Source organism: Archangium sp., assembly GCF_036277355.1.
Taxonomy (GTDB): Bacteria; Myxococcota; Myxococcia; order Myxococcales; family Myxococcaceae; genus Archangium.
In genome coordinates this window covers 1-22321 of sequence record NZ_DASUNC010000036.1, presented here as the reverse complement: position 1 = coordinate 22321, position 22321 = coordinate 1, and the positions used below count along the sequence as shown (strand labels likewise).

Annotated in this window: 6 protein-coding genes; 4 read left to right on the top strand and 2 right to left on the bottom strand. The window is 71.2% G+C overall.

Annotated features, from left to right (window positions below; genetic code table 11):
• Together VFZ09_RS08900 and VFZ09_RS08895 are read right to left on the bottom strand one after the other, a co-directional pair.
• A partial coding sequence (locus VFZ09_RS08900) for a non-ribosomal peptide synthetase/type I polyketide synthase (RefSeq protein WP_329727076.1) occupies window positions 1-7770 on the bottom strand: 7770 nt, incomplete at its 3' end.
• Complete coding sequence (locus VFZ09_RS08895) at window positions 7763-16318, bottom strand: non-ribosomal peptide synthetase (protein WP_329727075.1); 8556 nt, start codon at window positions 16316-16318, stop codon at window positions 7763-7765. The genes VFZ09_RS08900 and VFZ09_RS08895, both read right to left, overlap by 8 nt.
• A 203-nt stretch (window positions 16319-16521) precedes the next feature.
• Here VFZ09_RS08895 and VFZ09_RS08890 point away from each other — a divergent pair, with 203 nt between their 5' ends.
• The 4 genes from VFZ09_RS08890 (at window position 16522) to VFZ09_RS08875 (ending at window position 22126) form a co-directional block, all read left to right on the top strand.
• Window positions 16522-17097: a hypothetical protein gene (locus VFZ09_RS08890; protein ID WP_329727074.1), complete on the top strand. Its 576-nt coding sequence runs from the start codon at window positions 16522-16524 to the stop codon at window positions 17095-17097.
• The gene (locus tag VFZ09_RS08885) at window positions 17094-18116 is read left to right on the top strand and encodes a M28 family peptidase (protein WP_329727073.1); all 1023 of its coding nucleotides are present in this window, start codon (window positions 17094-17096) and stop codon (window positions 18114-18116) included. Before VFZ09_RS08890 ends, VFZ09_RS08885 begins: the two co-directional genes overlap by 4 nt.
• Complete coding sequence (locus tag VFZ09_RS08880; RefSeq protein WP_329727072.1) at window positions 18113-18679, top strand: hypothetical protein; 567 nt, start codon at window positions 18113-18115, stop codon at window positions 18677-18679. The genes VFZ09_RS08885 and VFZ09_RS08880 overlap by 4 nt, the downstream gene beginning before the upstream one ends.
• A gap of 279 nt (window positions 18680-18958) precedes the next feature.
• Window positions 18959-22126, top strand: coding sequence for a protein kinase domain-containing protein (locus tag VFZ09_RS08875; protein ID WP_329727071.1), 3168 nt, complete (start codon window positions 18959-18961; stop codon window positions 22124-22126).
• The last annotated feature ends 195 nt before the right edge of the window (window positions 22127-22321 follow it).

Sequence of the window (22321 nt, the reverse complement as noted above, 5' to 3'; positions counted from 1 at the left end):
CACGCCCTTGGAGGCGAGCAGGTGGGCGAGCTGGTTGGCGCGCGAGTCGAGCTCACCGTAGGAGAGCTGCGTCTCACCGAACTCCAGGGCGATGGCCTGGGGATGGCGGAGGACGCGCTGCTCGAAGAGCTGGTGGATGCTGGGCTGGCGCGGGAAGTCGGTGTGCGTCTGGTTCCAGTCCACCAGCACCTGCTGACGCTCGGTGGCGCCGAGCAGGGGCAGCTCGTGCAGCTTGCGCTCGGGGGCGGCGACGATGCCCTCCAGCAGCAATCGCAGGTGCCCCAGCATGCGCCGGGCCCTGGAGGCCTCGTACAGGTCGGTGTTGTACTCGAGGTCGCCCGTGAAGCCCTGATCCGTCTCCATCATGGTCAGGGTGAGGTCGAACTTGGCCGTGTCGGCCTCGAGCGTCAGCGGCTTGAGCTTCAGCCCCTGTGCCGCCAGCTCCGGCATGGGCGAGTTCTGCACGGTGAACATGACCTGGAAGAGCGGCGAGCGGCTCTGGTCACGTTCCGGCTGGAGCTCCTCCACCAGCTTCTCGAAAGGCACGTCCTGGTGGGCGTAGGCCCCCAGCGTCGTCTCCCGCACGCGGGCGAGCAGCTCGCGGAAGCTCTGCTGGGGCGAGAGGCGCGAGCGCAGGACGAGCGTGTTGACGAAGAAGCCGATGAGGCCCTCGACCTCGCCGCGGTTGCGGCCGGCGATGGGCGAGCCCACGCTGATGTCGTCCTGTCCCGAGTAGCGGGACATGAGCACCTGGAAGGCCGCGAGCAGCACCATGAAGGGCGTGGCGCCTTCCCGCTGCGCGAGCGACTTCACGGCCAGCGACAAGGGGAGCGGCAGCAGCACGCGGCAGGTGGCGCCCCGGTGCGTCTGCACGGGAGGCCGGGACTTGTCCGTGGGCAGCTCCAGCGCACGGGGCGCATCGGCCAGTTGCTGACGCCACCAGCCGAGCTGCTGCTCGAGCACCTCGCCCTGGAGCCAGTCACGCTGCCAGGCGGAGTAATCCGCGTACTGCACGGGCAGCTCGGGCAGGGGAGAGGGACGGCCCTGCGAGAAGGTCTCGTAGAGCGCCGCCATCTCGCGCACCAGCACGCCCATGGACCAGCCGTCCGAGACGATGTGATGCATCGTCAGCACGAGCACGTGCTGGTGCTCGTCCAGGCGCAACAGCAGGGCGCGCAGGACGGGCCCGCGGCCGAGGTCGAACGGCCGCAGCGCGTACGCGAGGGTGCGCCGCTGAGCCTCCGCCTCACGCTCGGCGGAGGGCAGCGAGCGCAGATCCTCCACCTGGAGCAGCAGCGAGCCGTCGGCGGAGATGACCTGGACGGGCTGGCCCTGGTGGGTGTGGAACGTGGTGCGCAGGGACTCGTGACGCCGCACCAGCTCGTGGAGTGCACGCTCGAGCGCCGGGACATCCAGCGCCCCCTCCAGCCGCACGGCGGTGGGGATGTTGTAGAAGGAGCTGCCCGGCTGGAGCTGGTCGAGGAACCACAGGCGCTGCTGGGCGAAGGACAGGGGCAGCGAGCCCTCACGCGAGACGCGGGTGAGGGGCGGGGCCTGGACGCCCTGGCCAGCGCGCAGGGCCTCCTCGAGCTTCAGCGCCAGCGCGGCGATGGAGGTGGCCTCGAAGAGCGAACGCAGGGGCAGCTCCACCTGGAAGGTGGCGCGGAGGCGCGAGAGGAGCTGCGTGGCCAGCAGCGAGTGGCCACCCAGGTCGAAGAAGCTGTCGTGGATGCCCACGCGGGCCACGCCGAGCACCTCGGACCAGAGCTGGGCGAGGAGCCGCTCGGTCTCGTTGCGCGGCGCCACGTACTCCGTCTGCGCCTGCTCCGGAGCGGGCAGGGACTTGCGGTCCACCTTGCCGTTGGGCGAGAGCGGCAGGGCCTCCATCACCACGTAGGCTGGAGGCACCATGTACTCGGGCAGGCGCTCCTTCATCCAAGAGCGCAGGGCACTGGCCTCGGGCGCGGCGTCGTTGGCGACGACGTAGGCGACCAGGCGCTTGTCGCCGGGGACGTCCTCGCGCACCACCACCACGGTCTCGCGCACCTGGGGATGCTGGGCGAGCACGGACTCCACCTCGCCCAGCTCGATGCGGAAGCCGCGCACCTTCACCTGGTTGTCGATGCGGCCGAGGAACTCGATGCGGCCATCGGGCAGGTAACGGGCGAGGTCGCCGGTGCGGTAGAGGCGCGCACCGGGCTCGGAGCTGAAGGGGTGGGGAATGAACTTCTCCGCCGTCAGTTCCGGGCGGTGGAGGTAGCCAGAGGCCAGGCCGTCACCCCCAGCGTAGAGCTCGCCGGCCACGCCGACGGGCACCGGCTGCATCCACGCATCCAGCAGGTACACCTGGGTGCTGGAGATGGGCCTACCGATGGAGACGGTGTGGCCCACCTGCGACACCTCGCTCATGGGGTAGCAGCAGGTGAAGGTGGTGTTCTCCGTGGGGCCGTAGCCGTTGACGAGCAGGCCACCGTGGGAGAGCCGCTCCTTCACGCGGCCCACGGGGAGCACGTCGCCACCGGCGAGCAGCTGGCGCACGCCGCGCAGGGCGTGGGGCTGGGTGGCCTGCATCTGCTCGAAGAGAGCGGCGGTGAGCCACAGGGTGGTGATGCCGGAGCGCACCAGTGCCGTGCCCAGCTCGTCCAGCGAGGGCGTGCCCGCCGGGTAGATGACGAGCTTCGCGCCATGGAGCAGCGAGCCCCACAGCTCGAGGGTGGAGGCGTCGAAGGAGATGGGAGCCAGCTGGAGGAAGACCTCCTGGGGGCCCATGTCGATGAAGGTGCTGCCCTGGACCAGACGGACCACGCCACGGTGAGGCACGCACACGCCCTTGGGCCGGCCGGTGGAGCCGGAGGTGTACATGACGTAGGCGGTGTTGCCGGCGGAGGGGCCGGAAGAGGGATTGCTCTCCGGGTGCACCCGCACCTGCTCCCAATCCGCATCGAGCCGGATGAAGAGCGCGTCGCGGGTGGGCAGGGCGTTGGCCAGGTGGGACTGGGTGAGGATGACCTTCACGCCGGTGTCCTGGAGCATGAAGGACAGGCGGTCGGCGGGGTAGGAGGGGTCGAAGGGGACGTAGGTACCGCCAGCCTTGAGGACGCCGAGAATGCCGACGACGAGCTCCAGGGAGCGCTCGAGGCACAGGCCGACGCGGACCTCGGGACCGACGCCGAGCTGGCGCAGGTGGTGGGCGAGCTGGTTGGAGCGGGAGTTGAGCTGGCGGTAGGTGAGAGTCTGGCCCTGGTACTCCACGGCAACGGAGTCAGGGGCGCGCTCCACCTGGGCCTCGAAGAGCGAGGGGATGGTGGACTCGTGCGGGTAGTCCACGCGGGTGGCGTTCCAGTCCACCAGCAACTGGCGGCGCTCGGAGTCGCCGAGCAGGGGCAGCTCACGGACCTGGCGCTCGGGGGCGGCGGCGATGCCCTCCAGCAGCACGTGCAGGTGCCCCAGCATCCGCTGGACGGTGGAGGCCTCGTACAGGTCGGTGTTGTACTCCAGCTCGCTCGTGAAGCCCTGGTCCGTCTCCACCAGGGTCAGGGCGAGGTCGAACTTGGCCGTGTCGCCCTCGCTCGTCAGCGAGCTCAGTTTCAGACCCGGCGCCGCCAGCTCCAGCGTGGGCGGGTTCTGCACGGTGAAGAGCACCTGGAAGAGCGGCGAGCGGCTCATGTCGCGCTCGGGCTGGAGTGCCTCCACCAGCTTCTCGAAGGGCACGTCCTGGTGGGCGTAGGCCCCCAGCGTCGTCTGCTTCACGCTCGCCAGCAGCTCGCGGAAGCTCCGCCGGGTCGAGAGCCGGGTGCGCAGCACGAGCGTGTTGACGAAGAAGCCGATGAGGCCCTCCAGCTCACCGCGGTTGCGGCCGGCGATGGGCGAGCCGACGGAGATGTCGTCCTGTCCCGAGTAGCGGGACATGAGCACCTGGAAGGCCGCGAGCAGCAGCATGAAGGGCGTGGCGTCCTCCCGCTGGGCCAGCGTCTTCAGGGCCTGGCTCAGGGCGAGCGGCAACCGCGTGCGGAGCGTGGCACCGTGGTACGTCTGCACGGGAGGCCGGGGCCTGTCGGTGGGCAGCTCCAGCGCATGCGGCGCGCCCTCGAGCTGCTGGCGCCAGTAGCCGAACTGCGGGGCGAGCGCCTCGCCCTGGAGCCGCTCCTGCTGCCAGGCCGCGTAGTCCACGTACTGCACCGCCAGCTCCGGCAGCGGCGAGGGCAGCCCCTGCGAGAAGGCCGCGTAGATCGCGCTCATCTCGCGCAGCAGCACACCCAGGGACCAGCCGTCCGAGATGATGTGGTGCATCGTCAGCACGAGCACGTGCTCCTGCCCGGCCAGCTTCAGCAGCAGCGCGCGCATCAGCGGGGCCTGGCCCAGGTCGAAGGGCCGCATCGCCTCCCGCTGCACCTGCTGGTGCCGCTGCTCCGCACGGCGCGCCTCGGGCTCGCCGCTCAGGTCCACCCGCACGAGCGGCAGCTCCGCCGAGGGCGCGATGACCTGGCCCGGCGCTCCGCCGTGAGACACGAAGGTGGTGCGCAGCGACTCGTGGCGCCGCACCAGCTCGGCCAGGCTGCGCTCCAGCACGGCCGCGTCCAGCGTTCCCTCGAGCCGCACCACCACGGGGATGTTGTAGAGCGAGGTGCCCGGCTGGAGCTGGTCGAAGAACCACAGCCGCTGCTGGGCGGACGAGAGCGGCAGCACGCCGTCCCGCGCCACGCGCGGCAGCACCTCGGCCGGCAGCTGGAGGCCCGCGCCCCGGGCGGCGTCGATCTTCCCGGCCAGCCCCGCGACGGTGGGGTGCTCGAGCAACTCGCGCAGCGGCACCTCCACCTGGAACAGCGTGCGCACGCGCGAGGCGATCTGCGTGGCCAGCAGCGAGTGGCCCCCCAGCTCGAAGAAGTTGTCGTGGAGGCCGATGCCCTCGATGCCGAGCATCTCCTCCCACAGCGTGGTCACGCCCCGCTCGGTGTCACCGCGCGGCGCCTCGTAGGCGTTGGCCAGGTCCGGACGCTGGTGGCGGCCGGAGGGCTTCGCGGAGGGCGCGGCCTGCTGCACCTGCGCGTCCTCCTGGCCCCGCTCGAGCGAGGGCTCCGCCCAGGCGCCGCCCTGCATCCGCCGCGGCTCGACGAAGTAGCGCTGGCGCTGGAAGGGGTAGGTGGGCAGCGGCAACCGGTGCCGGCGCTCGGGCGCGTGCAGCTTCGCCCACTCCACCTGCACACCGGCGAGCCACATGCGGCCCAGCGTCTCCAGGAAGGCGGCATCGTCGGTCTGCTCATCCCGCGCGCGCGGCAGCGAGGAGAGCACCGTGCGGCCCACCGCGGCCGGGCCGGCCTGGCGCACCAGCATGCCCAGCGCCTGTCCGGGGCCCACCTCGAGCAGCAGCGCGTCCGGCGAGGCCAGCACCGTGGTGACGCCGTCGCCGAAGCGCACCGCCCGGCGCAGGTGCTCGGTCCAGTAGCGCGGATCCGTCGCCTGCTCGGCCGTAATCCACGTGCCGGTGAGGTTGGAGACGAAGGGAATCTTCGGCGCGGACAGCTTCACCTGCTTCACGCGCTCGGTGAAGGGGGCGAGGATGGGGTCCATCATCGCCGAGTGGAAGGCATGCGAGGTGCGCAGCCGGCGGTGCTCCACGCCCAGGGGCGCGAGGCGGGCCTCCAGGGCCTCGATGGCGTCCGTGGGGCCGGAGACGACGCACAGCGAGGGCGCGTTGACGGCGGCCAGCGACAGGCGCTCGCCGAGCAGCGGCAGCACCTGCTGCTCGGGCAGGGCCACCGAGAGCATGGTGCCCCCGGGCAGCGCCTGCATGAGCTTGCCGCGCGCCGCCACCAGCGCGAGCGCATCATCCAGCGACAGCACGCCCGCGATGCAGGCGGCGACGTACTCGCCGAGGCTGTGGCCGATGAGGGCCCGCGGCTTCACGCCGAGGGCCATCCACTGGCGGGCCAGGGCGTACTCGATGACGAAGAGGGCGGGCTGGGCGAGCGCGGTCCGCTGCAGCCGCTCGGTGGCCCCGGCGGCGCGCGCCTCGGGGACGTGGAGCAGCTCGCGCAGGTCCACGCCGAGCAGGGGCTGGAGCTTGTTGCAGCAGGCGTCCAGGTTCTGGCGGAAGACGGACGCGCTCTCGTACAGGCCGCGCGCCATGCCCACGTGCTGCGAGCCCTGGCCCGGGAAGAGGAAGGTGACGGGGCGCTCGGTGGCCTCCTGCACCTGGGTGAGCAGGCGCTGGGGGTGCTGTCCGGAGAGCACGGCCCGCGCGTCGTCGAGGCCGCGGCACACCACGGCGCGGCGGTGGGTGAAGCGCTGGCGTCCCGCCTGGAGGGTGAAGGCCACATCGGCCAGCTCCAGTTCCCGGTGGCGCGACAGGTGCTCGGCGAGCTGGCCCGTGGCCTGCTCCAGCGCCGGGGCCGAGCGCGCCGAGAGCACCAGCAGCTGCCAGGGCCGGGCGCTCGGGGTGCGCGCCACCTGGGGCGCCTCCTCGAGGATGGCGTGGGCGTTGGTGCCGCCGATGCCGAAGGAGCTCACCCCGGCGCGCCGGGGCTCCTCGCTCTCGGGCCACTCGCGCAGGGCGGTGTTGACGTAGAAGGGCGAGCGCTCCAGGCTGAGCCCGGGGTTGGCCTCGCGGAAGTGGAGGCTGGGGGGCAGCTGCCGGTGCTGCAGCGCGAGCGCCGCCTTGATGAGGCCCGTCACGCCGGCCGCCGCGTCCAGGTGGCCGATGTTCGTCTTCACCGAGCCGATGGCGCACGAGGCCGGGCCGGCGTCCTGGTCCTTGAAGGCCTGGGTGAGGCCGGCGATCTCGATGGGGTCTCCCAGCCGGGTGCCGGTGCCGTGGGCCTCGATGTACTGGATGCTGCTGGCGCTCACGTTGGCGACGGCGAGGGCCTCGGAGATGGCGGCGGCCTGTCCGTCCACGCTGGGCGCGGTGTAGCCCACCTTGCCGGAGCCGTCGTTGTTGAGGGCCGAGCCGCGGATGACGGCGTGGATGAAGTCGCCGTCCTTGAGCGCGTCGGACACGCGCTTGAGGACGACGATGCCCACGCCCGAGCCCGCCACGGTGCCCTGGCCCTGCGCGTCGAAGGCGCGGCAGTGCCCGTCGGGCGAGAGGATGGAGCCCTCCTGGAACATGTAGCCGGCGCGCTGGGGGAAGCCGATGGAGACACCGCCGGCCAGCGCCATGTCCGACTCACCGGACAGCAGGCTCTGGCAGGCCAGGTGCACGGCCACCAGCGAGCTGGAGCACGCCGTCTGCACGTTGATGCTGGGCCCGCGCAGGTTGAGCTTGTGCGAGACGCGCGTGGCCAGGAAGTCCTTGTCGTTGGCGAGCAGCAGGGCATAGGGCCCCGCGGAGCGCACCACGTCCGGCCGCGACATCAGGTTGTAGAGCAGGTAGCTGCTGATGCTGGTGCTGGCGAAGACGGAGATGGAGCCGCGGTGGCGCTCGGGGTCATGGCCCGCGCGCTCCAGCGCCTCCCACGCGCACTCCAGGAAGAGGCGGTGCTGTGGATCGAGCAGCTCGGCCTCGCGCGGGTTGAAGCCGAAGAAGCCCGCGTCGAAGAGCTCGGGGCCCTCGAGCGGGAAGCCGGCGCGCACATAGGCGGGCTGGCCCCGCAAAGCGGAGTCCACGCCGGCGGCCTCCAGCTCCTCGTCGGAGAAGGAGACGCGGGCTTCCACGCCCTGACAGAGGTTGCGCCAGAAGGTCTCGAGGTCCCGGGCCCCGGGAAAGCGGCCCGTCATGCCGACGATGGCAATGGTCTCGAACTGCTCGGACACCTCGTTGTCACTACTCATCCGGCGTTTCCCCTGTGTCCTGCTCTGCGCGGCCTGCCCTGCGTACACGGCGTCTCTGCTCGAGCAGCGTCCTGCGATTGTCGGCGCGCTCCTGGCTCTCCTGGCGCAGGTCTGGCCCGTCGTTCGTGCGTCCAGCGAGGTAGGAGGCGAGTGCGCCGATGGATGGGTATTTGAAGAGTTCGGTCAGTGCGATTTCAAGGCCCAGTTCGGCACACAGCCGGCCATGCGCTCGAACGAGCAGCAGCGAGTTGCCGCCCACGTCGAAGAAGCGGTCGTGGATGCCGACCTGCTCGACGCCGAGCACCTCCTGCCACAGCCGCGCGAGGTTGCGCTCCAGCTCGGTCCTCGGCTCCACGTAGGGCGTGTCGGACTGGAGGCGCAGGCCCTCCGGAGCCGGCAGCGCCTTGCGGTCCAGCTTGCCGTTGGGAGACAGGGGCATGGCCGCCAGGGGCACGAAGGCCGCGGGCACCATGTGCTCGGGGAGCCGCTGACCCAGGTGGGCGCGCAGCTCCTCCAGCGAGGGCGCCTGCCCGGTTGCCACGTAGTAGGCGACCAGGCGCTTGTCTCCTGGCACGTCCTCCCGGGCGACGACCACGGTCTCCTTGAGGGCCGGGTGTTGCAACAGGGCCGATTCGATCTCTCCCAGCTCGATGCGGAAGCCACGCACCTTCACCTGGTTGTCGATGCGGCCCAGGTACTCGATCTCCCCGTCGGGCAGGAACCGCGCGAGATCTCCGGTGCGGTACAGGCGCGCGCCGGGCTCGGTGGCGTACGGGTCGGGGATGAACTTCTCGGCCGTCAGCTCGGGCCGGTTCCAGTAGCCACGGGCCGGCTGCACACCGCCGATGTACAGCTCACCGGCCACGCCCACGGGCACCGGATGCAGGTGGCCGTCCAGCACGTACATCTGCGTGTTGGCGACGGGCCGGCCAATGGGGATGGTGCGGCGCTTGTCGCCCGGCTTGCACTCGAAGAACGTCACGTCCACGGCGGCCTCGGTGGGGCCGTAGAGGTTGTGCAGCTCGGCCTTCAGCTTGGAGTGGAAGCGCTCCACCAGCTCGATTCCGAGCGCCTCGCCGCTGCAGACGACGCGCTTGAGGCCGCGGCACTGCTCCACGCCCGACTGCTCCAGGAACACCTGGAGCATGGAGGGCACGAAGTGCAGCGTGGTGATGCGCTCGCGCTGGATGAGGTCCACCAGATAGCCCGGGTCCTGATGCCCACCGGGCTTCGCCACCACCAGGCGCGCGCCCATCATGAGGGTCCAGAAGAACTCCCAGACGGACACGTCGAAGCTGAAGGGCGTCTTCTGCAGGACCGAGTCCTGCGTCCCCAGGCCATACGCTTCCTGCATCCACAGCAGGCGGTTGCAGATGGCCCGGTGGAAGTTCATCGCGCCCTTGGGGCGGCCGGTGGAGCCCGACGTGTAGATGATGTACGCGAGCCCCTGGGCCTCGACCGGGACCTGGGGCCGGGCGGTGCTGTGCGCGGCCACCTGGCTCCACTGGGAATCCAGGCACACGCGCGTGGCGGAAGAATCGGGCAGGCGCTCCACGAGGTGCTGCTGGGTGAGCAGCACGCGCACGCTCGAATCCTGGAGCATGTACGCGAGGCGGTCCTGCGGATAGCCCGGGTCCAGCGGCACGTAGGCGCCACCGGCCTTGAGGATGCCGAGCAGGGCCACGACCATCTCGAGGGAGCGGTCGGTGCAGACGCCGACGGGGACCTCGGGCCCGACACCCAGCGACAGCAGGTGGTGGGCGAGTTGGTTGGCGCGCTGATCGAGCTCCCGGTACGTGAGGCTCTGGCCCTCGTACGTGACGGCGGGCGCGTCCGGCGTGCGGTCCACCTGCTGCTCCACCATCAGGTGCAGGCGGGCCTCGGCGGGACGCGGGAGGGCCGTCTGGTTCCACTCCACCAGCACGCGCCTGCGCTCGTCTTCCGGCAGGAGCGGTCGCGCGTCGTGGCGGGCCGAGGGGTCGCGGGCGATCTGCTCGAGCGCCGCGGCGTAGTGGCCCGCGAGCGCCTGCATCTGCGCATCCGGCAGGTCGCTCGGGTCGTAGTAGAGCTGCACCCGCACGTCCGAGGTGACGAAGTCGAGGCCCGCCTCCACCGCGAGGGCGAAGTTGGTGCGCGCGAACTCACTCGAGCCGAGCAGCTTCAGCCCGCCCCGGTCCATGACCTTGCGGTACATGTGGAAGTGGGTGAAGTCGAACATCGTCTCGAAGAGCGTCACGCCGGGCGCGGCGCGCTGCACCTCGCTGAGCGGGAAGCGGCGGTGCGGGAGCAGGTCGCGCTCGTGGCGGAAGGTCTCCTGGAGGAGCTCCCTCCAGCTGCGGCCCGGCTCCAGCTCCATCCGGAAGGGCAGGGTGTTGAGGAACAGGCCCTTCACCTGATCTCCATCCGCCGTCTCCGGGCGCCCGTTGCACACGAGGCCGGTGACGACGTCCCGCTGGGCGGAGAGCTGGCCCATCACCCGGACGTGCGCGGCGAGCAGCACCGTCTTGATGGGGACGCCCGCGTTGCGCGCCACCTGCTTGAGCGCCTGGGACAGCTCGGAGGAGATGGCGACGCGCTGCTGGTGGAAGGCCGGGGCGGGACGGTTCTCGGCGGGGTGCGGCCAGCGCGTGAGCGTGCCGGGGACGAGCCCCTTCACCTGGCCGGCCCAGAAAGCCCGGGTGGCCTCGCCGCGCATGGCCTCGCGCTCCATGACGATGAAGTCGCGGAAGGACTGCTCCGGCAGCGGCGCCACGGCGGGCGGCGTGCCCTCCCGGTGCGCCAGGTAGTGCTCGAACAGCTCGGCGATGAGCGAGTTGATGCTCCAGCCGTCGCCGATGACGTGGTGCTCGGTCCACCCGAGCTCGAAGGTGTCCTCGGAGAGCAGGTGCGCCGTGCAGCGCAGCAGCGGAGGCCGCGTCAGGTCGAAGCGCTGCTGGTGCTCGGCGGCGTAGTGGGCCGCGAGCACTGCCTCCTGCTGCTCCGCACTCTGTCCGCGCAGATCCTTCACGGTGAGCGGCAGCTGCGCGGCGCGGTGGATGAGCTGGAGCGGCTCGGAGTAGCCCGTCAGCGCGTAGCTGGTGCGGAGGATGGCGTGGCGGGCGGTGATGTCCGCCAGCGCCTGCTCCATGGCCCCGCGCTCGAAGCGGCCCTCGAGCCGGACGTGGTTGACGTTGAGGTAGACGGCCTTCTCCGGGTTCAGCTCGGCGTGGAACACCATGCCGAGCTGGAGCGAGCTCATGGGGAAGGCGTCCTCGAGGCCCTCGGGCAGCGCGCTCCGGTCCTTCTCGGACACGAGGCTGAAGGGCGAGGTGCGCGGGGTCTGCTCGGGACGCGCCGTCTCGTTGCCCAACGCGCGAGCCAGTGCCCGCGGCGTGGGATTCTGGAAGAGCTGCGCCACGCTGAAGCGCAGGCCCTGCTGGCCGGCGCGGGCGACGACGGGGATGCTGCGGATGGAGTCACCGCCCAGCTCGAAGAAGTTGTCCTCGGCGCCCACCTGCTCCAGGCCCAGCACCTCGGCGAAGAGGGTGGCGAGCACCTTCTCCTCGTGCGTCTCCGGCGCGACGTAGGTGCGCTCCGGCCGCGCGAACTGGGGCGCGGGGAGCATCTTGCGGTCCAGCTTGCCGTTGGGAGACAGGGGCATGGCCGCCAGGGACACGAAGGCCATCGGCACCATGTACTCGGGCAGCAGCTTGCCGAGGTGCGCCCGCAGCTCGTCGCGCGTGGGCTCCTGGCCGGCCGCCACGACGTACGCCACGAGCCGCTTGTCGCCCGGGGAGTCCTCACGGGCCACCACCACGGCCTCCTTGAGCGCCGGGTGTTGCAACAGGGCGGATTCGATCTCGCCCAGCTCGATGCGGAAGCCGCGCACCTTCACCTGGTTGTCGATGCGGCCGAGGTACTCGATCTCCCCGCCGGGCAGGAACCGGGCGAGGTCGCCGGTGCGGTACAGGCGCGCGCCGGGCTGCGTGGCGTACGGGTCCGGGACGAACTTCTCGGCGGTCAGCTCGGGCCGGTTCCAGTAGCCGCGGGCCGGCTGCACGCCGCCGATGTACAGCTCACCGGGCACGCCCACGGGCACCGGGTTCATCTGGCCATCCAGCACGTACATCCGCGTGTTGGACACGGGGCGGCCGATGGGGATGGAGCGGCGCTTGTCGCCCGGCTTGCACTCCCAGAACGTCACGTCGACGGCGGCCTCGGTGGGGCCGTAGAGGTTGTGCAGCCCGGCCTTCAGCTTGGAGTGGAAGCGCTCCACGTGCTCCACGGCGAGGGCCTCACCGCTGCAGATGACGCGCTTGAGGCCACGGCACTGCTCCACGCCCGGCTGCTCCAGGAACACCTGGAGCATGGAGGGCACGAAGTGCAGCGTGGTGATGCGCTCGCGCTGGATGAGGTCCACGAGGTAGGCGGCATCCTGGTGGCCGCCGGGCTTCGCGACGACGAGGCGCGCACCCGTCATCAGGGTCCAGAAGAACTCCCAGACGGACACGTCGAAGCTGAACGGGGTCTTCTGCAGGACGGCGTCCTGGGCACCGAGGCCATAGGCCTCCTGCATCCAGAGCAGGCGGTTGCAGATGGCCTGGTGGAAGTTCATGGCGCCCTTGGGGCGGCCGGTGGAGCCCGAGGTGTAGATGATGTACGCGAGCCCCTGCGCGTCGACGGGGACCTGGGGCCGCGCGGTGCCGTGCGCGGCGATCTGACTCCACTGGGAATCCAGGCACACGCGCGTGGCGGCGGAGGCGGGCAGGCGCTCCACGAGGTGCTGCTGGGTGAGCAGCACGCGCACGTTCGAGTCCTGGAGCATGTACGCGAGGCGATCCTGGGGATAGCTGGGATCGATGGGCACGTACGCGCTACCGGCCTTGAGGATGCCGAGCAGGGCCACGACCATCTCGATGGAGCGGTCGGTGCAGACGCCGACGGGAATCTCCGGCCCCACGCCCAGGGACAGCAGGTGGTGGGCGAGCTGGTTGGCGCGCTGATCGAGCTGGCGGTAGGTGAGGCTCTGGCCCTCGGAGGTGACGGCCACGGCCTCCGGCGTGCGGTCCACCTGCTGCTCGACCAGGAGGTGCAGGCGGGCCTCGGCGGGACGCGGGAGCGCCGTCTGGTTCCAGTCCACCAGGACGCGCTGGCGCTCCGCCTCGGGCAGCATGGGCAGCCGGGAGATGCGCTGGCCGGGGTCCGCGACGATGCCCTTCAGCAGGTTCGTCAGGTACACCCCGAGCCGGGTGATGGTGGAGCCATCGAAGAGGTCGGTGTTGTACTCGAAGGCGCCCACCAGCCCCTGCTCCTCGCGGGACAGCGAGAGGTGCAGGTCGAACATCGCCGTGCCCGTGTGCGTGTCCTCGGTGCTCAGGCGCAGGCCGGGCATCTGCGGCAGCGCGCCCTGGGCGTTCTGCAGCACGAACATCACCTGGAACAGCGGCGTGCGGCTCAGGTCACGCACCGGCTGCAACTCGTCCACGAGCTTCTCGAAGGGGACGTCCTGGTGGGCGTAGGCCCCCAGCGCTCCCTCGCGCACGCGTTGGAGCAGCTCACGGAAGGTGGGCTCGGCCTCCAGGTTCGTGCGCAGCACGAGCGTGTTGACGAACAGGCCGATCAGCCCGTGCGTCTCGGGGCGCTCGCGGCCCGCGATGGGCGTGCCCACCGTCAGATCAATCTGTCCCGAGCAGCGGTGCAGCAGCACCTTGAAGGCCGCCAGCAGCGCCATGAAGGGCGTGACACCCTCGCGCAGGCTCAGCGCATCGAGGCCCTCGGCCAGCTCGCGCGGCAGGTGCACCGGCAGCTTCGCGCCCCGGTACGTCTGCACCGCCGGGCGCGGCCTGTCCGTGGGCAGCTCCAGCACCGGCGGCGCTCCCGCGAGGTACTTCCGCCACCAGCCGAGCTGCTGCTCGAGCACCTCGCCCTTCATCCACCCGCGCAGCCACAGCGCGTAGTCGGCGTACTGGATGGGCAGCCCCGGCAGCTCCGGCTTCCTCCCCGCCAGGAACGCCTCGTACACCTGGGCCAGCTCGCGCACGAGCACGCCCATGGACCAACCATCCGAGAGGATGTGGTGCATCGTCGCCAGCAGCAGGTGCTCGCGCCCGCCCAGCTTCAGCAGCGTCACGCGCAGCAGCGGCCCACGCGCGAGGTCGAACGGCTTGCGCGCCTCCTCGGTGATGAGCCGGCGCGCCTCTTCCCGCCGAGCGGACTCCGGCAGCGCGGACAGGTCCACCACCGGCAGGGGCAGGCTCGCCTCCGGGGCGATGACCTGGGAGGCCCGGCCGTCGACGGTGCTCACCGTCGTCCGCAGCGACTCGTGGCGCTTCAGGAGCGTGGCGAAGCTCCGCTCCAGGGCCGACACGTCCAGCGTGCCCTCGAGCCGCAGCGCCGTGGGGATGTTGTAGAAGGCGTTGTCCGGCTCGAGCTGATCCAGGAACCACAGCCGCTGCTGGGCGAACGACAGCGGCAGCTCCACGTCCGAGGTCCGGCGGGCAATGGTGATGCGCGTCGCGGAGGACTCCGCGCGACGGGCGATGATGAGGCGCGCCAGCTCGGCCGTGCTCGGGCCCTGGAGCAGCGCCTCCATGGGCAGGCTCACGCCGAACACCCGCTCGATCTCCCCCGTCATCTCCACCGAGGCCATCGAGTCCAGGCCCATGCGGGTGAGGGGTACCGAGGCGTCCACCTCCTCACGGCGCACCCGCAATAGCACGGGCAGCCGCTCCAGCAGCCACGCCTCCACGTTCTCGTCCGCCACCGGGCCCGCGTCCGCCACGACAGGCGCCGCCGCGGCCTGGGGCGCCACGGTCTCCGTCTGACGCGACTCCTCCCACGACAGCACCGGACGCAGCTCGCCCGCGACCAGGCTCGTGCGGCAGGCGCGGCGCTGGATCTTCCCGCTGGACGTCTTGGGAATGGAGCCCGGCTCGATGAGCACCACCGAGTGCAGCTGCAGCTCGTGCAGCTCCGCCACGCGCTGGCGGATGATTCCCACCAGGGACTCGGGCGGGTCCGGCAGCTTGCGCGGATCCACCTCCTGCACCACCACCAGCCGCTCCTCGCCCTCCACCTCCAGGGCGAAGGCCGCGCCGCACCCCGGACGCAGCGCCGGATGGCTCTGCTCCACCGTCATCTCGATGTCCTGCGGGTAGTGGTTGCGCCCGCGGATGATGATGAGGTCCTTGAGCCGGCCGGTGATGAACAGCTCCCCGTCCTCGCGCAGGAAGCCCAGGTCTCCCGTGCGCAGCCACGGGCCCTCGCCGCTGTCGCTCAGCTGGCCGTGGAAGGTGTGTTGCGTCTCCTCGGGACGCTGCCAGTAACCCAGCGCGACGCTCGGGCCGCGCACCCAGATTTCACCCACCCGGCCCGGCGGGCACCGCCGCGTGTTCTCCAGGTCCGCGATGAGCAGCTCCTGCTCCGGCATCGTCTGGCCGCAGCCCACCATCAGCCGCGCGTCCGGGTCGGCCGGGTCCGCCGTCACCACCTCGTTGCGCGCCAGCGCCGAGGCCCGCAGCGTCATCACCCGCGGCGGCTTCGCGGCGTCTCCACCCGAGGCGATGAGCGTGCCCTCGGCCAGGCCGTAGCAGGGGTAGATGAACTCGCGCCGGAAGCCCTGGGGCCCGAAGGCCTCCATGAAGCGCTCCATCGTCTCGGTGCGGACCGGCTCGGCTCCGGTGAAGGCCACCTTCCAGCGGCTCAGGTCCAGCTGCGCGCGCTCCTCCGGCGTCATCTTCCGCAAGGCCAGGTCGTAGGCGAAGTTGGGCCCACCGCTCACCGTGGCGCCGAAGCGCGACACGGCCTGCAGCCAGCGCCGCGGCTGCTTGAGGAACGTCAGCGGCGACATCAGCGCCACCGGGAAGCCCCGGTACAGCGGCTGGAGGATGCCGCCGATCAGCCCCATGTCGTGGTACGGCGGCAGCCAGATGACGCCCACCGACTCCTCCGTCGTTCCGAAGGAGCGGGCGATGCACTCGAGGTTATGCAACAGGTTGCCATGGCTGAGCATGACCCCCTTGGGCGTGCCCGTGGAGCCCGAGGTGTACTGGAGGAAGGCCAGCGACTCGCGCCGCAGCTCCGGCCGCTTCCACGCCGGTTGCGGCTCCGCGGCCAGGTCATCCGTGGCCATCCAGTGCAGGGCGCGCAGGTCCGGCGCCTGCTCGAAGAGGAACTCGCCCATGCCGTGGATGAAGGCCACGGTGAGCACCACCGACGCCTGCGCGTCCTGGATGATCGCCCGCAGGCGCGGCAGCGTCCGCTCCAGCCGCATGGGGTCCGGCGGATAGGCCGGCACCGCCACCATGCCCGCGTAGAGGCACCCGAAGTAGCCCGCGATGTACTCGAGACCTGGCGGGTAGAGCAGCATCACCCGGTCCCCGGGCTTCGCCACCTTCTGGAGCTCCGCCGCGATGAGCCGCGCGCGGTCATCCAGTTGCGCGTACGTCATCGTGGACTCGTCGCCTTCGGAGTCCTCCAGGAAGGTGTACAGGCGCTGAGATGGCGCGATGGAGGCGCGTGCCTCCACCAGGTCCACGAGGGTCGCAGGCTCAATCTGGGGGGGGCGCATCTCGAATGTCTCCGCCGGGCTCGTCCGGCGTGGGAACGGAACAACCCAACAGGTCGTGCAACGTGATGTGACGTCCCTGTTTCGATACTGGACAGAAGCTATTCTGCCGTCCAATACTGACGCAAGTTTCAGGGTGAGGCGGCGGAGGTAGTGGCAGCAGGGCACACCAAGGCCGTGACGCGTTCAGGAGCAACCCCCCGATCATGATGCGGAACTGGATGAAGTGGCTGCCCGCCTGCCTGGCGCTGGTGGCCTGGCCCGCGCAGGCGGAGCCGCCCGCGAAGTCTCCGGCCCAGGAGCTCTCGGCCGGCCTGACCAACATCTCGTACATCTCGTCCTACAGCCGCACCCCGCAGATCTTCGCGGCCGAGGTGGCGTACCACCGCGCCCTGGGAGCCGAGGGCTTCTTGAGCCGGGTGTGGGTGGGTGGAGGCTTGCGCGGGCACCTCCCCACCGTCCTGCGGCCCATGCCCCTGGAGGTCTACGTCCAGGCCCGCGTCACGGCGCGCTTCGGTATCTGGGAGGCCGCGGCCGGCCCCGAGTTCGGGGTGAGCGGCATGGCCACCCTCTACCCGCTGCTGGGGGACAACGACGTGGGGCAGATCGAGCAGAAGCTGCTGGGCCCGGCGTATTTCGGCTTCGGCGCGGCGCCCCTGCGCTTCCACCTGGGGCCGGTGCTGCTGAGCGCCTTGGAGTTCAACTTCGGCTCGAGCCTGCCGCCCCTGGGCTCCGCCACCAGCGTGCGCCTCACCCTGATTCGCCTGGGAGTGAACCTGTGAACCGCTCTTCCACTCGCACGATGCTGCTCGCGGGCGCCCTGCTGGGGACCGCCGCCTGCGCGCCCGTCACCCCGCTGGACACCACGCAGCTGCCCCCCATCGAGAGCATGATCCAGGAGATCGACAAGGATCGCCTGATGCTCACCGTGGCCGACCTGGTGGCGACCCACAAGTCCGAGGAGCCGATGGACTGCTCGCTGGTGGGCGCCAACGGCTCCGTCTTCCCGGAGCTGTGCAACCTCACCCGCGTGAAGGCGGGGGAGCTGATGTACAACCGGCTGCAGCAGCTCGGCACCCTGACGATGAGCCGCCAGGTGGTGGCCAAGGACAAGCTGACCGCTTCCAACGTCATCGCCGAGTACAAGGGCGTGAAGTACCCGGAGGAGGTGGTCCTCATCTCCGCCCACTTCGACGCCTACTACGCGGCGGCGGACGACAACAGCACGGGCGTGGCCGCGGTGCTGGAGATCGCCCGCGTCCTGTCGCAGTACAAGTTCGATCGCACGCTGCGCTTCGTGGGCTTCGACCTCGAGGAGTACGCCTACGTGGGCAGTGCCCGCTACGTGGAGTCGCTGCGCGAGAAGAACGACGTGGTGCTGGCGGTCAACTTCGACAGCCTGGGCTACTACAGCGACGAGCCGGGCTCGCAGCAGGGGGCGCTCGGCCTGCCGGCTCCCAGCCAGGGCAACTTCCTGACCGTGCTGGGAAATGACAACTCGCTGGCGCGCGTGGACGAGATCTCCGCCCTCAACGATGCGTTCGACTCCACCATCATGTTCGGCATCGTGACCAGCGGCCTGGGCAACAACGCGGGCAGCGCACCGCTGCTGCGCAGCGATCACGGCCCCTTCTGGTTGAGCGGTCACCAGGCCATCTTCATCACCGACACGGCCTACTTCCGCAACCCCGGGTACCACAACCCGAAGGACACCATCGACGTGCTGGATCCCGTCCGGTTCCACAGGGCCGTGCAGATCTCCGCCGCCGCCATCGCCTACTGGGCGGGAGGTCCGCGATGAAGCGCACCCTTCTGGCTGGAGCGCTGGCGCTCGCCGGGCTCACCGCGGTGGAGGCTCGCGCCGAGGGCGAGCAGCCAGCGGCCGAGACGGCTCCCGCCGCCGAGGCCCCGGTCCATCGGTTCGGGGTGTACAGCCGCGGGGGCGTGCACGCGTACCTGTCCAACAGCCGCTCCGTCGGAGTGTTCGGCGGCTCCGTGGGGGTGCGTGACATCATCCAGGACCGCTTCATCCTCCAGGCGGACGTGGGCTTCCTGACGAACCTGGGCAACGCGGTGCCCGTGCAGCTGGCCGCGGGCGTGCAGCGCAAGGGGCTCTACTCCCCGGCCGCGCTGTTGACGCTCACCAGCTTCTTCGGGGAGCGGTTGACCTTCGTCACCGTGGATCACCCCGTCGCCATCCGCACGCCGCCCGTGGCCCTGGGCTTCCTGTTGGCGCCCGCGCGCTTCAACGTGGCGGGGGGAGAGATTTCCCTGCTCGAGTTCGGCCTGGGCGTCAGCCCGGAGTTCCCCGGGTGGGGCGTGGCCTACCAGCTCAACCTGGTCAGCGTGGGCGTGTCGTTCTAGCGGCGCCGGGCGGCCCGCTTCGAATTTTCTGATCCCGCCGGATACGGGAGCGGCGGAGTGGAGGCACATGTGCCGCCACCTGCCCCCGTGCCGCAGAGGGGCCCACCGGGACCGGGGGCCCATGCGGTTGACCACCCGTGAACGCCCCAGGGGCGCGGTGCGTCAGTGGAGTGCCGCCGGGTGGACGTTCATCACGTCCCGAGGCGAAGGGCACTCACCAACCCTCCCCCCCGTGCGCATACCGAGCACGGAACCAAGGGAGATGGGGGAGGTGCCGGCATGGCCACATACCGACTCATCCGCAAGCTGGCGGCAGGCGGCATGGCGGAGGTGTTCCTGGCCAAGGTGGTCGGGGCCGAGGGCTTCGAGAAGCCGGTCGCGGTCAAGCGCATCCTTCCGTCGCTGGCGCAGGACCGGGAGTTCGTGGAGCTGTTCCTGCGCGAGGCGAAGCTGACGGTGTGCCTGCAGCACGCCAACGTGGTGCAGGTGTTCGACCTGGGCTCCATCAACGGCCAGTACTACATGGTGATGGAGTTCGTGGACGGGGAGAACCTGCGCGCGGTGCAGCGCGGGGCCGCGGGCAACCAGGTGCCGCTGGGGCTGCGCGAGGTGTGCTTCATCGTCCAGCAGGTGACCGAGGGCCTGGCGTACGCGCACGGCCGCGTGGATGCGATGGGCCGGCCGCTCAACATCATCCACCGGGACGTCAACCCGTCCAACGTGATGGTGGCCAGCAGCGGCGAGGTGAAGCTGGCGGACTTCGGCATCGCCAAGGCGGCCAACGCGCAGAACGGCACCCAGGCGGGCGTGGTGAAGGGCAAGGCGGGCTACCTCGCGCCGGAGCAGGTGAAGGGCGCGGAGGTGGATCAACGCGCGGACCTCTTCCTCATCGGCCTGATGCTGTACGAGCTGCTCGCGGGCCGGCAGCTCTTCAGCGGGCCGGACTACTTCCTGACGCTGCGCAACATCGCCCAGTTCGACGTGAAGAGCCTGGCGCCGGTGCCGGGGGTGCCGCCGGCCCTCTGGAGCATCGTCACCCGGGCGCTGGCGCCGGAGCCGTCCGCGCGCTTCCAGCGGGCGCGGGACATCTCGGACGCGCTGCAGAACTTCCTCTTCGACCACCGGCTGCGCGTGGGTCCGCAGGACGTGGCGGCGCTCTTCTCGCGCTGCTTCCCCGAGCGCCGCTCGCCGCTGGAGGGCGCCACCGAGGTCCGGGGCGAGGAGATCCGCCTCGGCTCGGACGCGGGGCTGCAGCGCCCGCAGACGCTCACCTCGGTGCGCTCGCGCCCGCCCTTCCCGGGAGGGCCGCGTCCGGGCACCTCGTCGCTGCCCTCGATGCGGGCGGTGACGGACCCGGGCCGGTTGACGCCGCCGCCTCCGCCGCCCGAGGCGCGCGCGGGCACCTCCGTCACCATGACGGTGCCTCCGCAGCCCGCCGTGCGCAACACCTCCGTCACCATGCCGGTGGGACCGCCGACGGGTGTGCGCACGGGGACGCAGCCCGGGCTCAACACCTCGCTCTCGCTGCCGACGCAGACGCGGGTGATGCGCCCGCCGCGCCGCAAGCTGGGGGAGATGCTGGTGTCCTCGGGCCGGCTGTCGGAGACGCAGCTCAAGGGCGCGCTGGAGCGGCAGAAGCGCACCGGTGGCCGCATCGGCGAGCTGCTCGTGGCCGAGGGGCTCGTGTCCGAGGAGGACGTGGTCCGCGCGCTCAGCGAGCAGGGTGGCATCTCCTTCGTCTCGGACAAGGTGCTGCGCACCATGCCGGTGCCCAAGGCGCTGCTGTCACTGCTGCCGGTGGAGAAGGCCGAGCGGCTCGAGGCGGTGCCGGTGGCCCAGCAGTCCAAGGAGCTGGTGTGCGCCATGCGCGAGCCGCGCGACCTGGCCCGCCTGGACGAGCTGAAGTTCATCACCGGCTGCTCCGTGCGCGGCATCTACGCCACCGAGGGCGCCATCCGCCGCGCCATCGGCCGCTTCTACCGCGGGGATGACCCGGACCAGATGGATGACTGGTCCAACATCATGCCGCTGGCGGGCTCGGAGTCGGACAAGGGTGTCACCCCCTACGCCGACAAGCACACCCGCACGCGCGAGCGGCTGCTGGACGAGTCCGCCTTCGAGGAGATCTCCGCGGTGCCCACGCCGCCACCCGCGGCCTCGCCGCCGGTGCTCGAGCCCGTGCCCGTGCCCGCGCCGCCGGTGCTGCGCGCGACGCCCGCGCCCGCCTCGCTGGCGCGCACCATGCTGGTGGTGTCGGACGACCCGGAGCTGCGCGACGCGGCGGTGCGGTTGCTCACGCGTCAGGGCGTGGCGGCCTCGGGCAGCAGCGCCGCGGACGTGGAGAAGGCCATGGCGCTGGGCGGGACCGAGGTGGCGCTGGTGGCCGCGGACACGGTGCCGGACGCGCCCTCGGTGGTGGCGCGGTTGATGACGGTGGCGCCCTCCATGGAGGTGCGCGTGCTGCCCTCGCTGGCCGAGGCCCTGGGAGGTGAGGCGGGTCCGTTGAGCCGCGCGGCGCGGTTGCATGCGCGCGTGGTGGACGCGGCGCTCGCGGCGCTCGGTGGGGTGGGGGTGCAGGGCGCGGCGCTGGCCAAGCTGGCCCGGCGCGTGGCCCGGCGGCTCGGTGCGGGGCGTGCGGAGGCCGAGCGGGCCTCGGCGGTGGCCTATGCGCTGGCGCTCGCGGCCTTCCAGGAGTCGGGGTCGAGCGATCGCTTCACCCGGCCCTCGTGCGAGTCGATGCGCGCCATCCTCGGCCGGGACGCGGGCGAGCTGGCCGGACTCATCGGCGCGTGCACCCGGGACGCGGCGCCGCTGACGGAGAAGGCGGACAAGGCCACGCAGGCGCTGGCCGCGGCGGTGTCGCTGCTGGAGGTGGCGGGTACGGCCATGCTGGGGGCTGCGGCCGCGTCGCAGTCGCTCGTCAAGCTGCGCGCCGAGGCGAAGCTGCCCGCGGCGGCCCTCGAGGCGCTCTCCGCGGAGGTGATGGAGCTGGTGCTGGGCGAGAAGGCCTCGCACACGGTGGTGCTCGCCGAGCCCAACGCGGCACGGGCCTCGGCGCTCCAGGCGCGCTTCCTCGCGGACGGGGTGCGGGTGGTGCTCGCCGACTCCGCGGCCCGGGCCCGCGTGCTGCTGTCCGAGGGCAGCCAGGCCCTGGTGGTGGCCTCGCGGCTCCCGGACGGGGACGGTGCCGAGCTCACGCGCTCACTGCGCTCCACGTCGGAGACGGCTTCGCTGCCCATCTTCGTGCTGGCGCCCCCGGAGGACCCGGGACTGGTGGAGGCCGGGCTGGATGCCGGCGCGGATGACGTCCTCACGTACCCCGTCAACCCGGAGGTGCTGGTGGCCAAGCTGCGGCGTGCGTTGCAGCCACGCCGGGCGTCGGTGACTCCGGCCCCGGCTCCCGTGACGGCGGCGATGACTCCGGCCTCCGCTTCCGCGATCGCCTGAGCCGCGAGCCCAGGCGGCCTCCCGGGCGCGCTCTTCACGAACTTGTCCAACAGCTGGAGTGCGCCAGGCGAAGCCTGGGTGAGGAGGAAGCGATGTAGGAGCGGAAACTTCACGAAGGGACCCTGCGGGTTCAAACCCCGCCCGGCAAAGGAGGCCGCCAGCCGGAAGCGAGTCTTGCGTGGTGCCGGGGAGACC

Coding starts and splice junctions, on each gene's coding strand:
- VFZ09_RS08895 (WP_329727075.1), bottom strand. CDS start 16,318: ATGCGCCCCCCCCAGATTGAGCCTGCGACCCTCGTGGACCTGGTGGAG.
- VFZ09_RS08875 (WP_329727071.1), top strand. CDS start 18,959: ATGGCCACATACCGACTCATCCGCAAGCTGGCGGCAGGCGGCATGGCG.
- VFZ09_RS08880 (WP_329727072.1), top strand. CDS start 18,113: ATGAAGCGCACCCTTCTGGCTGGAGCGCTGGCGCTCGCCGGGCTCACC.
- VFZ09_RS08890 (WP_329727074.1), top strand. CDS start 16,522: ATGATGCGGAACTGGATGAAGTGGCTGCCCGCCTGCCTGGCGCTGGTG.